Origin of the sequence: Virgibacillus byunsanensis (genome assembly GCF_042675965.1) — a bacterium.
Taxonomy (GTDB): Bacteria; Bacillota; Bacilli; order Bacillales; family Amphibacillaceae; genus Virgibacillus_R; species Virgibacillus_R byunsanensis.
Window position 1 is genome coordinate 40,877 of sequence record NZ_JBHTKJ010000039.1, and the last position, 16,861, is coordinate 57,737.

14 protein-coding genes are annotated in these 16,861 nt (G+C 35.9%); 1 reads left to right on the forward strand and 13 read right to left on the reverse strand.

All coding sequences use genetic code 11. The features are described 5' to 3' along the window. Positions 1 to 64 precede the first annotated feature (64 nt). The 12 genes from uvrC to zapA form a co-directional block, all read right to left on the reverse strand. Positions 65 to 1,846, reverse strand: coding sequence for an excinuclease ABC subunit UvrC (gene uvrC / locus ACFQ3N_RS14345; protein ID WP_390363221.1), 1,782 nt, complete (start codon positions 1,844 to 1,846; stop codon positions 65 to 67). Between the two features lie 117 nt (positions 1,847 to 1,963). Beyond that, on the reverse strand, positions 1,964 to 2,278 hold the full coding sequence (gene trxA / locus ACFQ3N_RS14350; protein ID WP_390363222.1) for a thioredoxin: 315 nt from the start codon (positions 2,276 to 2,278) through the stop codon (positions 1,964 to 1,966). A gap of 184 nt (positions 2,279 to 2,462) precedes the next feature. Further along, a complete protein-coding gene (locus tag ACFQ3N_RS14355; RefSeq protein WP_390363223.1) occupies positions 2,463 to 3,437 on the reverse strand; it encodes an electron transfer flavoprotein subunit alpha/FixB family protein in 975 nt (324 codons plus the stop codon). 27 nt (positions 3,438 to 3,464) lie between these two features. Next, positions 3,465 to 4,238, reverse strand: coding sequence for an electron transfer flavoprotein subunit beta/FixA family protein (locus tag ACFQ3N_RS14360; protein WP_390363224.1), 774 nt, complete (start codon positions 4,236 to 4,238; stop codon positions 3,465 to 3,467). Positions 4,239 to 4,256: 18 nt separating this feature from the next. Further along, a complete protein-coding gene (locus ACFQ3N_RS14365; RefSeq protein WP_390363225.1) occupies positions 4,257 to 5,030 on the reverse strand; it encodes an enoyl-CoA hydratase in 774 nt (257 codons plus the stop codon). Between the two features lie 89 nt (positions 5,031 to 5,119). Beyond that, a complete protein-coding gene (locus ACFQ3N_RS14370) occupies positions 5,120 to 5,701 on the reverse strand; it encodes a TetR/AcrR family transcriptional regulator (RefSeq protein ID WP_390363226.1) in 582 nt (193 codons plus the stop codon). A 164-nt stretch (positions 5,702 to 5,865) separates the two neighbouring features. Beyond that, positions 5,866 to 7,551 (reverse strand): long-chain-fatty-acid--CoA ligase, encoded by a 1,686-nt coding sequence (locus ACFQ3N_RS14375; protein WP_390363227.1) that lies wholly within the window; start codon positions 7,549 to 7,551, stop codon positions 5,866 to 5,868. A gap of 180 nt (positions 7,552 to 7,731) precedes the next feature. Further along, positions 7,732 to 8,139, reverse strand: a complete 408-nt coding sequence (locus ACFQ3N_RS14380; protein WP_390363228.1) for a DUF350 domain-containing protein — start codon at positions 8,137 to 8,139, stop codon at positions 7,732 to 7,734. A gap of 27 nt (positions 8,140 to 8,166) precedes the next feature. Further along, positions 8,167 to 10,509 carry an endonuclease MutS2 gene (locus tag ACFQ3N_RS14385; protein ID WP_390363229.1) on the reverse strand — a complete coding sequence of 781 codons (2,343 nt, stop codon included), beginning with the start codon at positions 10,507 to 10,509 and terminating at the stop codon, positions 8,167 to 8,169. A 28-nt stretch (positions 10,510 to 10,537) separates the two neighbouring features. After that, positions 10,538 to 12,256: a DNA polymerase/3'-5' exonuclease PolX gene (gene polX, locus ACFQ3N_RS14390; RefSeq protein ID WP_390363230.1), complete on the reverse strand. Its 1,719-nt coding sequence runs from the start codon at positions 12,254 to 12,256 to the stop codon at positions 10,538 to 10,540. Positions 12,257 to 12,361: 105 nt separating this feature from the next. After that, on the reverse strand, positions 12,362 to 12,916 hold the full coding sequence (locus tag ACFQ3N_RS14395; RefSeq protein ID WP_390363231.1) for a CvpA family protein: 555 nt from the start codon (positions 12,914 to 12,916) through the stop codon (positions 12,362 to 12,364). 3 nt (positions 12,917 to 12,919) lie between these two features. Further along, entirely contained in the window at positions 12,920 to 13,183 is a 264-nt protein-coding gene (zapA, locus tag ACFQ3N_RS14400) for a cell division protein ZapA (protein ID WP_390363232.1), read from the reverse strand. A gap of 189 nt (positions 13,184 to 13,372) precedes the next feature. On the opposite strand from zapA, the gene rnhC reads away from it, so the two are divergent. Next, entirely contained in the window at positions 13,373 to 14,302 is a 930-nt protein-coding gene (gene rnhC, locus ACFQ3N_RS14405) for a ribonuclease HIII (protein ID WP_390363233.1), read from the forward strand. Between the two features lie 123 nt (positions 14,303 to 14,425). On the opposite strand, the gene pheT is transcribed toward rnhC, so the two are convergent. Next, positions 14,426 to 16,852, reverse strand: coding sequence for a phenylalanine--tRNA ligase subunit beta (gene pheT / locus ACFQ3N_RS14410; RefSeq protein ID WP_390363234.1), 2,427 nt, complete (start codon positions 16,850 to 16,852; stop codon positions 14,426 to 14,428). Between the last annotated feature and the right edge of the window lie 9 nt (positions 16,853 to 16,861).

Consider the following 16,861-nt stretch of genomic DNA (forward strand, 5'->3'; position numbering starts at 1 on the left):
CTGAAGAGTTAGATGCTGATACATAATTGGTACTGTTCCTCACCTAGAACAGTACCATTCCTTATTAGTTTTCTGCTTTATTTAAATGGGAAAGAATTTCCTCAGCTATATTACTCGGTATACCTAATTTCGTGATTGCTTGTAATGATGTACTTTTAATTTCCTCTACAGATTTGAAATGGTGAAGTAATAACTTTCTTCTTTTTTCACCAACACCAGGTATCTTATCCAGTTCTGATTGAAATAGGCTTTTTCCTCGAAGTTGACGGTGAAATGAAATTGCAAACCGATGTACTTCGTCTTGGATGCGCTGTACAAGGTAAAATTCCTGCGATTTTCTAGATAACGAAATAATGGCAGGTGGAAATCCGTATAATAACTCACTTGTTTTATGCTTATCGTCTTTTGCTAACCCACATAATGGAATGCTCAAACCTAATTCATTTTCTAATACGTCCAAGGCTGCGCTCATTTGTCCTTTACCACCGTCAACCATAATAAGGTCTGGCAACGGTAACTGTTCTTTTAATACACGTGTGTATCTTCTACGAATAACTTCGCGCATTGTTTCATAATCATCAGGTCCCTGTACATCCCTTACCTTGTACTTTCGATACTCTTTTTTATTCGGCCTACCATCGATAAATACAACCATTGCTGAAACTGGATCAGTACCTTGTATATTTGAGTTATCGAATGCTTCTATTCGATGGGGCATCTCAATATGGAGTGCTTCACCAAGTCGTTCAACAGCTATAACCGTACGTTCTTCGTTCCGTTCTATAATTGAAAACTTTTCTTCCAAAGCAATTTTTGCATTTTCCATTGCTAATTCTACTAATTCCTTTTTTCTTCCTCTAAAAGGAGTATGGACATCCATTTCCAATAATTCAGCTAGTAAATCAACATCAGTTCCAATCGGCACTAAAATTTGCTTGGGTTTTAGGTGGTGTTGATGTAAATAAAAGCGCCCAATATAGCTGATAAAAGCATCAGTAGGATCATCAAATATCGGAAATATAGCAACATCCCGTTCAATAAGTTTTCCTTGGCGAATGAAGAAAACTTGTACACACATCCAGCCTTTATCATAACTGAAACCAAATAAATCTCGGTCCACACTATCATTCAATGTCATTTTTTGTTGCTCCATTACTATTTCTATATGCTGTATCTGATCACGCATCTCCTTAGCACGTTCAAAATTCAACTGTTCGCTAGCCTCTAACATTTTATCCTTTAGACTCTTTTTAATATCCTTGTATCCACCATGTAAAAATGAGGATATGCTTTTCACAATATCTCTGTATGTTTCCACAGAAGGAGGCTGTTCACTGCATGCTAGACATTGGTCCATATGATAATACAAGCAAACCCGACCAGGCGGATTATTACATTTTTTTAAAGGATATAGTCGGTCTAACAGTTTTTTGGTTTCCTTTGCAGATATAACATTTGGATAAGGTCCAAAATATTTACCCTTATCTTTTTTAACTTTTCGTGTAATAAGTAAACGGGGATGTCTCTCAGCGGTAATTTTCAAATAAGGATATGATTTATCATCTTTTAATAATACATTATATTTAGGGTCATATTTTTTAATTAAATTCATTTCCAATATGAGTGCTTCAATTTCGGAAGTTGTAACAATGTACTCAAAATCTTGAATTTCTTGTACAAGTCGCTGTGTTTTCATGTCATTTGCACCAGTGAAATAAGATCTAATTCTATTTCTCAATAACTTAGACTTACCAACATAAATAATCGTATTGTTTTTATCTTTCATTAAATAACAACCTGGTTGAGTAGGAAGAACAGCTAGTTTTTCTTTAATTATTTGATTCATCATTATTCCATCCCTTTATTAAACTTCATGTCTATCATTATAATATGTAAAATAATCCCTTGTCACATCACGTAACAAGGGATTGATACTTCCGAAATATTAAGTTAATTAATTATCTTAAGCGTGTTTATTAATCAGATCAACAAGTGCTTCTTTTGGTTGAAAACCAATTACTTGATCAACGACATTACCATCTTTAATTAATAATAATGTGGGAATACTCATAACGCCATATTTTCCAGCAGTTTCCTGGTTCTCATCAACGTCAAGTTTTACAATTTGAACTTTATCTTCCATTTCACCATCAATTTCCTCTAGGACAGGAGCGATCATTTTACAAGGTCCACACCACGGTGCCCAAAAATCAGCTAATACTAATCCTTCAGAAGTCTCTTCTGTGAAATTTTGATCGGTTACATTTACGATTGCCATTATTATTCCTCCAATCATCTTTAATTCTTAATTGAGTATATCATCTATATTACTCCCTTGCTAACACTTTGCTTATACAAGTCAAAAGCATATCACCTTACAGGTTGTGATTACATTTCCTGAGTTTCAAGTTCTCCAAGAACCAATTAAACGACCTGATCACGGATGATCAGGTCGTTCATTATTATACCTTTAACTTTTTAAACTCTTCAATAAGCATTGGAACTACATCAAATAAGTCACCAACAATTCCATAGTCAGCTACATTAAAAATATTAGCTTCTGGATCTTTATTGATTGCAACAATTACTTTAGAATTTGACATCCCTGCTAAATGTTGGATAGCTCCAGAAATACCTACTGCGATATATAAATCTGGTGTGACAACTTTTCCAGTTTGCCCAATTTGTAATGAATAGTCACAGTATTCAGCATCACATGCTCCGCGAGACGCTCCGACTGCACCACCTAATACATCTGCAAGTTCATATAGTGGTTTAAAGCCTTCTTCACTTTTAACACCACGTCCACCTGCAATAATAACATTTGCTTCGGATAAATCTACACCTTCAGATGCTTTGCGGATAACTTCTTTTATAACTGTACGTATGTCAGTAATGTCTACATCTTTTGACGTAACCTCACCAGAACGAGAATCATCACGTTCCAGGGCTGGTACGTTATTTGGGCGAATGGTTACAAATGTTATGCCACTTGTAATAATTTTCTTTTCAAATGCTTTCCCTGAATAAATCGGTCTTGTGAACACTGCGTTACCACCGTCAACATCAATTTCAGTAGCATCTGAAATTAAACCTGTATCAAGTTTACTTGCAAGCTTAGGGGTCAAATCTTTTCCGACTGCCGTGTGTCCCATAACAATTCCATTTGGGGACTCTTCATTAATAACAGTCATTATTGCTTGACCATATCCTTCAGATGTATACGTTTCCAAATTATCATGTTTAACTGTAATTACACGATCAGCACCATAATATATCATTTCCTGTGCTTGACTATTTAAATCATCACTACCACATATAACTCCTACAATTTCCCCATCGGCATTAATCTTTTTAGCGGCAGAAATTGCTTCGAAGGTTACATTACGTAATGAACCATCCCTTGCTTCACCAATTACTAGTAATTTATCACTCATGTTCGTATCTCCTTTCTGTCATTCGTTTTAAAGTACTTTTGCTTCATTTTTAAGCAAGGAAATTAATTCTTGAACTTGTTCGTCAAGTTCACCCTCAAGTACTCTTCCCGCTTCTTTTTCTGGTGGTAAAAATATTTCTATTGTTTTTGTTTTCGCTTCAACATCGTCTTCATCAAGATCTAGATCATCTATCTCTAGCTCTTCTAAAGGTTTTTTCTTCGCTTTCATAATTCCAGGTAATGAAGGATAACGGGGATCATTTAGCCCTTGTTGACATGTAACAAGTACTGGTAGGCTCGTTTCAATTTTTTCAACATCACCTTCAACATCTTTATCAATGTTCACTTTATCTCCATCAATAGAAAGGCTTGTAATTGTAGTAATATAAGGAATACCAAGCGCTTCTGCGAGCCTTGGTCCTACTTGCCCGCTTGCCTCATCTATTGCCACATTACCTGCCAAAATTAAATCAACTTCTTTATCTTCAAAATAGGACTGCAATACTTTCGCAGTAGTATATTGGTCTCCATCTTCAAGATCGTCTTCTGTGTTAATTAAAACTGCTTTATCAGCACCCATTGCTAGAGCAGTACGCAATTGCTTTTCTGACTCTTCATCACCAACTGTGATAACTGTAACTTCTCCACCATGTGCATCACGTTGGATGATTGCTTCTTCTACAGCATATTCATCATATGGGTTTATAATAAATTCGGCACCATCGTCTTCGATTCGTCCATTTGAAACAGCAATTTTTTCCTCTGTATCAAAAGTTCTTTTTAGCAAAACGTAAATATTCATGAGAGATCCTCCTTAATTCTATTTATCTTGGAAGTTTGGCTTACGTTTCTCAACAAAAGCCTGTACACCTTCTTTTGCATCCTCTGAACCAAATATATCACCAAAAGCTTTTGCCTCTTCTTGAACACCATCAACAAATTGCTCTCTTTTGGCAAATGGAATTAAGTGCATAACATGACTGATAGAAGGCTTACTTTTAGCTGCAATCTTTTCTGCCAGTTTAATAGCTTCATTAAGTACTTCCGCTTCATCCACAACTTTATTAGCAAGTCCTAATCCGTGAGCCTCAATTCCACTAATAGGTTCACCCGTTAGAATCATTTCATATGCTTTTGCTGTACCGACATAGTTTGGTAAGCGTTGTGTTCCAGCGAATCCTGGAATAATCCCTAACGTTAGTTCAGGTAATCCAAGTTTTGCATTATCTGCTACTATACGCATGTGACAAGCCATAGCAAGTTCTAATCCTCCACCTAATGCTGCACCATGGATCGCTGCAATCACTGGAATATGAAAATTTTCTAGTCGGTCAAATAACTGTTGACCACTTTCTGCTAAAGACTGATAATCTGATGCGTGTTGTAAGGATGTAAATTCCTTAATATCTGCACCCGCTGAGAAGAATTTACCTTCTCCCCTTAAAACAATTGCTTTGATAGCGCTATCTTTTTCGATCTCATTTAGCTTTTGTTCAAGGTCTTTTAATAGAGTACTAGATAATGCATTTGCTGGTGGACTCTGTATAGTTAAAATTGCAACACTATTATTTGTTTCGTGTGCTAATGTCCCCAAGTTAATCCCTCCTCATTACTATAGTAACAGAATTCTTACATCTGCTCACTAACAAATTTATTTTAATTATATGTTACTGCAAACACAACTTATTTAGACAATCCGTTCGTTATTAATGTGTGAACAGCAGAGGCTTGCTTAACTAAATCGTATTTTTGATCCTTCATAACCCAGTTTGTAACCGTTTCATCTAAGATCCCAAATATCATTTGTCGCACAAGTGGGAGATTTAAGTCATCACGAAACAACCCTTCTTCAATTCCTTCGTTGACGATCTTATCAATCTCAGTTAAGTACGGTTTTAAAACATTATTAATTTGTAATCGTAGATCCTTGTTCGATTGTCTAAGCTCCAATTGAGTAACAATCGCTAAATGGTGATCATTTGCGAGTTGATAATAATGCTTTTCAATCAAGGTAAGAAGTTTTTCCCTTGCGTTTTGTTTTTTGTCAATACTCGTTGATATTTGTTCCACAAACTGACCCATCTTTTCTTTAAAAACGGACACTAGGATGTCTTCTTTATTTTTAAAATAAAGATAAATCGTCCCATCAGCTACGCCAGCTTTTTTGGCAATCTTTGAAACTTGGGAAGCATGATAACCATTTTCTGCTATAACTTCAACTGCTGCCTCAATTATTTGCTTGTACTTTGGTTTATTTTTTTTCATGTCAATCTCCTTAAGACTTAACTGTCACAAACTGAATGAATCATCATTCATATTTTATTTTACTAATACAATTTAATTCTGTCAATATAAAGCTTGTACTATTTTCTTATAAAAAAGGGCAAAGTAGCACCCAGGCTTTACGTACACCAATTGATTTTATGGTTTTAATTTGATTGAAGCTGTTTTTCTTTCTCTTCATCTACTAATTTTCTTCTTAGTATCTTCCCTACTGCTGTTTTTGGCAACTCATCACGAAACTCATAAATTTTAGGTACTTTATAAGCAGCAAGTTGTTTACGGCAATACTCATTTAGTTCATCTTCCGTTATATCATAGCCTTCTTTTAACACAACATATGCTTTTACAGTCTCTCCACGATACGGATCCGGAATACCTGCTACTACAGCTTCCTGAATACCTTCATATTCATAAATCACTTCTTCCACTTCTCTTGGATAGATATTATACCCGCCTGCTATGATCATGTCCTTCTTGCGATCTACGATATAAAAATAGCCATCTTCATCCATATAACCAAGATCACCTGTTAGTAACCAACCATCTTTTAAAACATTATCTGTTTCTTCTTGATTATTCCAGTAACCCTTCATTATTTGAGGACCCTTAACAGCAATCTCTCCTACTTCTCCTATAGTTGCCTCTTCTGAGTTTTCCATGTTAAAAATTTTCGAATCTGTATCTGGCCACGGCACACCAACACTTCCATTTACTCTTTTAGACCAAACAAAGTTGGAATGAGTTACTGGAGACGATTCAGTAAGTCCATAACCTTCTACTAAATTTCCTCCTGTAATTTTTTCAAATTGTTCTTGAACTTCAATAGGAAGTGGTGCGGATCCACTTATACATGCCTCAATCGAAGACAAATCATATTTATTTAAGTTGGGGTGATTTAGAATGCCAACATAAATAGTAGGTGCTCCTGGGAATAAAGTAGGCTTTTGTTTCTGAATTGTTTTCAAGACATCTTCAGGATTGAATTTAGGTAGTAATACCATTTTTGACCCAGCCATAATCGATATATTCATCACTGTCGTCATACCATAAACGTGGAAGAATGGCAGAACGCCTAATACTGTCTCTTGCCCTGCTTTCGTTTTATAAAGCCACGCATCACACATTTGAACATTTGAAACCAGATTATAATGAGTAAGCATTACTCCTTTTGGGTGTCCAGTTGTTCCACCAGTATATTGTAATAATGCAAGATCCTCCTTTGGATTAACGTCCACTTTCTGGTACGTTTCTGAAGACTGATCCATAATCGATTGCCAAACGTGCGTTTCTTCGGATGGCTCTACTTTAACTACCATGTTATATTCCTTCTTCTGTATAAAAGGGTAGATGAGATTTTTTGGAAATGGTAAATAGTCTTTAATACCTGTCACTATTGTGTGTTTTAATAATGTATTTCCTCTTACGCTTGTCACTCTTGGTAGTAAAATATCCAAGCATACAATAAATGTAGCACCCGAATCATTTAGCTGGTATTCCAATTCACGCTCTTTATATAATGGATTTGTTTGCACAACAATTGCCCCAGCCATCAATGCACCATAATAACTAATAACTGCCTGTGGACAATTTGGAAGCATTATGGCTACCCTATCACCCTTCTGGAGACCAAGAGATTGCATGTAGGAAGCCATTTTCTTGGATTGTGAAAAAACTTCTGCAAACGTTAATTCTTTACCCATAAAATGGATCGCTTTCTTTTCTGCATACTTTTCAGCACTTTTTTCCAAAAAAGCATGTAACGGTTGTTCATCATAGGACATAGATGTTGCGATTTCTTCAGGGTAATGAGAATGCCAAACTTTTTTTTCCATTAATATTTCTCCTCCTTTGTATCTAATCTAATTTCTATTATACCGATTAATCTCATTTTTTTAAATATTATTAAAAATAAATATATCTTAGAATAAATAAATGATACCAACTATAATAAAAATAACCGCTACAACGATGGATATTTTAGCTAATCTGTCTAAAATCATTATGCTCTCTCCTTACCCTATACTTGCTCCGATCACAAAGGACAATCCTATTGATATTATCATGGAAATAAGACCTACTGCTTTATTCCCCTTCCCGATCTCTTCGTCAATTTTCATAGATGGGGTTAAAAATTCAAAAATGATATAACCGAATAGTAATAATAAAAATCCAACTACACCCCAGCCTACACTTTGTAATAATGTATCATTATGCTCAATGGAATAGCGGAAAATCGTAGCAATACCAAATACTTTTCCTCCTGTTGCCATTGCTACAGCAATATTCCCCTTTTTTATCTCCACCCAATTTTTATATGAAGTAACCAACTCAAACACAGCCAAAAATACGATTGTACAGAGAATGACAACACTATATCTAGCGGCCGTTTCGACAAAAATATTTTCCCAGAAACCATCCACTTATACTTCCCCCTACTTCAAACTATATTAACGGAACTCTAATACTGTAACACCGCTTCCACCTTCACCTGCTTCTCCATTTCTGTATGTTGAGATACTCGGATGTTTTTTCGCCAGTTCTTGAACTCCCTTACGTAATGCCCCAGTTCCTTTACCATGAATGATCGAAACTCTTGGGTAGCCTGCCAGTAATGCATCATCAATATATTTCTCTACTTTTAATATGGCCTCTTCAAAACGCTCGCCACGTAAATCAAGTTCCGTACGTACATGGTAATTGGAGCCCTTTACGGTTGCGAGTGGTTTATCATTAATTTGACGCTGTTTACTTACTAGTTGTAAATCACTACGCTTTACCTTCACCTTCATAATCCCGACTTGTACAAGGTATTCATGATCTGTTACTTTTTCTAAAATAGATCCTTTTTGGTTAACAGAAAGTAGTTTAATTTCATCTCCAGGATGGAGTTCAGTTTCTGGTTCTGAACTACTCTTGTCTTCTCTAGGTTGTTTGGAAGAAAGATTTGGCTTTGCATCATCCAACATTTTTTTTGCTTCTATCCACTCATGTTCTTTAATGTTAGCTTGTGTTTTCATATTGCGAATTTCATCTACAATTGACGTTGCTTCTTCCCGTGCCTTTTGTAGTGCCTTGTTTGCCTTTTCCTCTGCTTTTTTATACAATTCTTCACGTTTTTGCTTAAACTGTTTCCACTCTTTTTCTATATCCTGTTTTAATTGTTCGCTTTCAAGTAATATTTGATGAGCTTCTTGATAGTCACTTTCTGCTAGCTTTCGGGACTGCTCCAATGATGCAATCATATTTTCTACACTTTTAGAATCAACACCAATTAGACTTTTGGCATGCCTTATAACAGAATCATTTAATCCTAGCCTGTGAGAAATATCAAAAGCATTACTTCTCCCAGGGACACCTATTAATAAGCGGTACGTTGGTTGAAGTGTTTCAACATCAAATTCCACTGAGGCATTTACTACCTGTTCTCGATTATAGCCATATGCCTTTAGTTCCGGGTAATGCGTCGTCGCAATCACTCTAGCATCTCTTGACACCACTTCATCCAAAATTGACATAGCTAATGCTGCGCCTTCTTGTGGATCCGTACCTGCACCTAGTTCATCGAATAGGACTAAAGACTTATGATTAACCTGTTGGATAATATTAACAATATTAGTCATGTGGGAAGAAAACGTACTTAGATTTTGTTCAATGGATTGTTCGTCACCAATATCAGCAAAAACATTATGGAATATCGACATTTCGCAGCCATCAAATGCGGGAACTTGTAATCCTGATTGTGCCATTAACGTACATAATCCAATCATTTTTAACGTGACCGTTTTTCCACCTGTGTTAGGTCCTGTTATCACAATTGAGGTATAAGTTTCACCTAATTCAACATCGTTTGCCACAACCTCATCAAGCGGAATTAATGGATGGCGCGCCTGCTGCATTTTTATAATTCCCCTGTCATTCACACTTGGCATGGCTGCTTTCATTTGTTTCCCTAACTTCGCTCGAGCAAACATAAAATCAATTTTTGCTAATACAGTGATATTTTCGTAAATATATGTCTCATTACTCGCAATATACTCACTTAATTCCCGTAAAATCCGTTCTATTTCTTGTTTTTCATTTGCACGTGATTCTTGTAACTGATTATTCAGATCAACAACTGTCTTTGGTTCCATAAATAATGTTGCACCAGAAGCTGATTGGTCATGGACTATACCCCCAATCGATCCTCTGTATTCCTGTTTCACGGGTAATACGTACCGATCATTTCGAATGGTTATGATGGCATCTGACAACATATTACTCTTTGTTTTCGTATAGTTATCTAACTTATCCCGTAGTCTACTTTCATACGTTTTGATGGAAGACCTGATACTACGAAGTTTAACCGAGGCGCTATCCATCATATGTCCATGGTCATCTATACAGCTTTTAATGTTTGTTTCCAAATCCCGCAGTGGAAAAATTCGTTGCACTAACTCTTTTAATATTGGTAATTCTTCTTCTAGTTTCTCAACAAACGACTTAACTTGACGACCACCATAAAGCGTGTTTGCAACATCCAGGCATTCATCTGCATTAAGGATTCCGCCAATAACACTCCGTTTGATACTGGCGCGAATATCGAATATTCCACCTAATGGAATTGTTTTATTCAATCTTAACACTTGACTAGCTTCATCTGTCTCATGTTGTGTTTCTTTTACTTCATTGAGATCGATAGAAGGCTTGAGCTGTGAACACAAGTCTTTCCCTAGTTCAGTAGCTGCCTGATGCGTTAACTGTTCAATAATTTTATTAAATTCAAGTACACGATATATACGCTCGTTCATTCTGACTTACTCCTTTTAAACTACTGTATTACTTATTACGACTTAAAAACTCCATGAGTTTCGTTTTTGTCCATGTATTCATCACAGATTCCTTTTGCAACCAACCTTTTCTTGCAACACCAACTCCATACTTCATATCCTCAAGCATATGATAGTCGTGTGCATCTGTATTAACTGCCATTGTAACACCAGCGCCTAATGCTTCTCTTACCCATTCAGCAGAAAGATCTAATCGATTTGGATTGGCATTGATTTCTAACGCTGTATTTGTTTGTTTTGCACGTTGTATTAATTTCCTCACGTCAACGTTATAACCATCTCTACGTCCAATCAGTCGACCAGTAGGATGAGCAATTAAAGTTACATATGGATTCTCAAGTGCTGTATACAGTCTGTCCATAATTTTTTCTTGTTGCTGATTAAAGGCAGAATGAATGGAAGCTATCACAAAATCCATTTCACTCAAAAAGTTGTTGTCAAAATCCAGACTTCCATCCGGTAAAATGTCCATTTCAATACCTGCTAAGATATGAATATCACTATATTTTTCGTTTAATTTATCTATTTCTTCCCGTTGCTTACGTAATCTTGTTTCATTTAGTCCATTGGCAACACGTAAAAATTTAGAATGGTCGGTGATTGCCATATAGTCATAACCTAGCTTACGTACACGGTTCACCATTTCCTCCACCGTTTGTGCACCATCACTCCAGGTTGTATGCATATGTAAATCACCACGTATATCTTCTAACTCCACTAATTCCTTTTTTTCCTGGAATGCCTCTACCTCTCCTTTATTTTCTCTTACTTCCGGAGGAATATAATGTAGATTAAAGTGATTGAAAAAATCCACTTCACTAGTAAACGTCAACATCTCGGATGTTTCATCATTTTCTATACCATACTCATTTATTTTTTCACCACGCGATTTTGCTAATTGACGCATGGCAACATTGTGGTCTTTTGAACCAGTGAAATGATGTAGCGTAGATGCAAATTCTTCTGTGGTAACGATCCGGAAATCCACGTTAACATCATAGAGTTCATCAATCGTTACAGATACCTTTGTATCCCCTTTAGATATAACGTCTTTTATATTGTCCATTTCCAATAAGTGTTGTTTGACTTCTTCAGGCTTCTTTGTTGCGATAATAAAATCAATATCTTTTATTGTTTCTCGCATTCTCCGTAAACTTCCTGCACGAGAAAACTTATCTATAGCAGATATGTTACTCAAATATTGTTCAACTTTCTCAGCAACTGGCAGTATCATCGCAATCGGTAATCGCTCAGGACGACTACCGGATTCTTCTATAGCAGAAAGTATCTTTTTAGCCGTTTTTTTACCGAAACCAGCTAAATTTTCCACTTGAGCGTTTTCACATGCTTCACGTAACGATACAGCATCAGTTACATGTAATTCCTCGTATAACTTTGCAAGTTTCTTTCCACCTAATCCCGGTAGATTCAAAAGGGGGACTAATCCTTGTGGAACTTCTTTTTCCAATTGAATGAACGTATCTGACACTCCGTCTTGAATATATTCTTCTATTACTGCACTGGTACCTTTTCCTATTCCTTTTATTTTAGTAAAATTATCAATTTCAAATAATGAACGTCCATCACGTTCTAATGCTTGAGCTGCTCTGCGGTATGCCGAAATTTTAAAAGGATTTTCTCCTTTAAGCTCTAAATATGTAGCAATTTTCTCCAATAATTTTATAACATCTTTTTTATTTATGCTCATTATTCCACCCACTTATCAATTCTAAAAAAAAAAGACTGATTCTGTTTCAGTTATATTGTACATGACATACAAACGTATAACTAATACTTTGAATCAGTCTGATCATTATTTATTTAGTAAATTTTCAAGCTCTGTAAACCATAAACTTTTCAGTTTTTCAGATAAAAATGGAGTATTTTCAATCATGAATTGTGCCACTGATGAGTCACTAATCCATGTTTGAACATCGCCTAGTGGTGTTAAAGCTAAAATATATAAAACAATAAAGATGATTAAATATATTTCTACGAAGCCAAGAACAGCACCCAGAATGCCATTGATAGATTTTAGTATTGGTAGTGATGCAACAAAATCCAACATGGATGCTATAATTTGTAAAATAATCTTCATTACAAAGAAAATAATTGCAAATGCTATCGCATTATAAAAGGCGTTCTCAATTGGTAACGATTGTAACGGTATAGCCCAAGAACTATCACTTGGAAGTTCTGGATAAGGTATCCAAAGTGACAGTTTAGCTGCAAGCTCATCGTAATATATAGCAGCAACAGTAAACGAAACAATGAATCCTATCAAATGAAACGCTTGTAAAATAAATCCTCTCTTTAAACCGATCAAAAAACCAAAAATTAATAAAACGATTAAAATAAAATCAATCATACGTTAGTTGTCCTCTTTCTTTTTTATTGAACCTAGCAATTTTGCGTAGTCCTCTTTTAGTTTCATATAATCATTCATTGTATTTACAGCTGTTAACACAGCTAATTTCGTAGTATCCAAATTTGGATTCATCTCTTGGATTTCACGTATTTTTTGATCAACTAGACTTGCTACCAGACGGACATGGTGTGCTGGTTCTGTACCTACTATGGTATATGCTTTATTGTGTATATCTACCGTTATTCGAGTTTTATCATCTTGGGTCACACATATGCCCCCCTTTTATTAGTAGTACTGACATGATTACTCTTTACCGTTTTAAAATGTCCATTTTATATTAACACGAAGATTGCCATTTAGGAAACTGTTCTCTTTTAAAAAAACGATGGAGAAACATTTATCTTTTTAAGTCGCTTTGCTATAGTTTATATAACGAATAGAATTGGAGTGACTATTATGCCACAAGCGGTTTATGTTTTTTCAGCACCTATCATTGAAAAAATGAAAGCTCATTATAATGAAACTTTACAACAAACACCACAGGGGGCTATTTTTCGAGCAAAAACTTCTAATGCAGTAATAACAGCATACAAATCTGGAAAAGTGGTATTTCAGGGTAGTGCCCCAGATTTAGAAACTTCTAAATGGCCTGAACCAAGTGAAAAAGATTCTTCCAAAAGCTCGAGTACACAAAAAACAACCACTTATACACCACCTACTACACTATTTACCAGTAATCATATTGGTTCAGATGAAGCTGGTACAGGAGACTACTTCGGCCCAATTACAGTTGCCTGTGCTTTTGTTAAAGAAGATCAAATAGAGTTATTAAAGGAGTTGGGGGTTAAAGACTCAAAAAATCTAAAGGACACAACTATTAGAAGTATATCCAAGGAAATCATAAGGTTAAATATCCCGTATTCTTTACTTATTTTACATAATGAAAAGTATAACAAGCTACAAAAAAAGGGCTGGTCCCAAGGCAAGATGAAGGCAATGTTACATCACCATGCTATAAACAATCTTTTAAAAAAGATTGAAAACAAACCTTTAGAAGGGATATTAATTGATCAATTTTGTGAACCATCCTTATACAAAAAATATATTTCCACTGAACAGGAATCACTTGCTAAAAATACATTTTTCATGACAAAAGCAGAAAGTCATTCGATAGCAGTAGCCGCAGGATCTATAATTGCGAGAACCAGTTTTTTAAATGAAATGGATAAATTATCAGCAAAAATAGGTACGACTTTACCTAAAGGTGCTTCTAAACTCGTTGACCAAACAATTGCAAAGGTTATCAAGAAAAAGGGGCAAGGTGCACTAGAGAGCTGTGCCAAAACACATTTTGCAAATACAAAGAAAGCACAACAGTATTTATAAACAAAAGCGTAAGCGTCCTTTAAGCAATGAACAAAAAATGGAGATGAAAGAAAAACGATATGGGAGTAAATGCCATATCGTTTTTCCTGTTCACGTCCAGCTGCCAGAGCCTGCGCTTTTGTATTATGAACGTACATATGCACTAAATGTCTTGTTGACTGTATCAACAATTGCTTGGTAAGACTCCTCAACTTCATCATCTTTTAACGTCTTTTCCGGATCCTGATAAAGCAGACTGTAAGCAATTGATTTCTTTCCATCTGGAACATTTTCACCTTGATACACGTCGAAAATTTGTACTTCCTTTACTAATGGTGCTCCTATTTCCTCAATTGTTGCTTTAACCTCTCCCGCCTTCACTTCCTCATCCAGGATGAAGGCAATATCACGGGCAATTGAAGGATATTTCGGGATTTGGTTATAATCAGGAACATTGCTAAAAGCAGCAAATACTTTTTCCATGTTGATATCAAATACGTATGTTTCTTTTAAATCCATATTCTTTTGCTCGGTTGGATGTAATTGACCGATAAAACCAATAACACGATCCCCAGTAGATATGACCGCGCTTCTTCCAGGGTGCATATCGGTTAGTCTTCTTTGTTCAAATGTTACAGGAACCTTTAAGAAATCAAAGAGACCTTGAACAATTCCTTTTGCAACAAAAAAGTCCATTGGTTTTTTTTCCTGCTGCCAAAGGTGTTCCATCCACAAACCAGTTAGTGCACCAACAAGACGCAATTCCTCTCTTGGTTGTTTCGTAACGATCTTTTCTTCCGACATAAAAATGGAACCTAATTCAAAATACGCTAAGCTATTTTGATTTCTAGCGCGATTATAGGCTAATGATTGAAGCAGTTCAGGTAACATACTTAACCGTAAATATTTGTGGTCTTCACTCATTGGCATGGATAGTGAAACCGGCTCAAGGTTTTGCTGGCGAACTTCCGGGCTAATTAACTTCTCCTTATTTCCTTCACTTGTCAACGTGTAAGTAATTGTTTCCATTAATCCAGCGCCTTGTAAGAAGTTTTTCACTTCACGCTTCAGTTGTTGTCGTTGAGTTAACGCTCCAGCTTGTGATGCCCCTTGAGGTAATGTGAAAGGTAAATTATCATAGCCATATAATCTGGCAACCTCCTCAAGCATATCCTCAAAGATAGTAATATCTCCCCGACGTGTAGGTACGTATACAGTAAACTTTTCATTCTCTTTTTCATGTTTAAATCGAAGCTTATCTAAAATTTGACCGATTTCTTCAGTTGTAATTTCTGTTCCTAAGCGACTATTTATGGATTCTGTAGCTACTTCTACTACTTTTTCATCACGATCCAATTCATCGAATGTAACTGCGTTAGATAAGACTTTTCCATTTGCATATTGCTGTAATAATTGACATGCGCGTACTCCGGCTTGTTGCACACGATTTGGATCCACTCCTTTTTCAAAGCGTGTACTTGATTCACTGCGCAAACCCGTATCCTTTACCGTTTTACGCACAGCTGTTGGTGCAAAATATGCTGCTTCCAACAACACAGTAGAAGTGTCCACATTAACTTCTGTACTTGATCCACCCATTACACCTGCCAAAGCGATTGGATCTTTACCATTGGTGATAACAAGGTGATCCTCAGTTAGACTTCTTTCTTGATCATCTAATGTAACAAGTGTTTCATTATTTTTAGCACGTCTAACCACAATTTTATTAGACTGCATACGGTCAAAATCAAAGGCGTGAAGTGGTTGACCATATTCAATTAATACGTAGTTCGTAATGTCAACAACGTTATTAATTGGACGAATACCAGCAGCCATTAAGTAATTTTGCATCCATAATGGAGAAGGCATTACTTCAATATCTTTGATTAAAAACGCACCGTAAAATGGATTCAAGTCTGCCGTTTCAACTTCAACCGAAACGTTCTCCTCAACTTCTTCATGAATGGATTCCACTATTTCATCTGGTAACTTAATGGGCTGATTAAGAATTGCTGCTACTTCATATGCAACACCTAACATACTCAAGCAATCTGCACGATTTGGGGTTAGATCAAATTCTAAAATAGCATCATTTAAATTTAATAACGGCTCAACATCCTCCCCAACTGTAACATCTCCATTAAAAACAAAAATTCCTTCTGCAATATCCTTAGGAACATACTTTTCTTCAATTCCAAGTTCTTGCAAGGAACATATCATCCCGTTTGATTCAACACCACGTAATTTTACCTTTTTTATTTTAAAATTACCTGGTAATACAGCACCAGGCTTAGCCACTGCGACCTTTTGACCCTCGGCAACGTTTGGTGCTCCACAAATAATTTGTAATTTTTCATCCCCAATATCTACCTGACAAAGATTTAATTTATCGGCATTCGGATGTTTTTCGCACGATTCAACTAATCCAACAACAACACCAGTACTTTTCTGGGCAACGTATTCAATCCCATCCACTTCGATACCGGATTTTGTAATTTTTTCTGCTAATTCTTCTGGATCAATATCTCCTATATCAACATAATTTCTTAACCAATTTAATGATACTAACAATTTAATTTT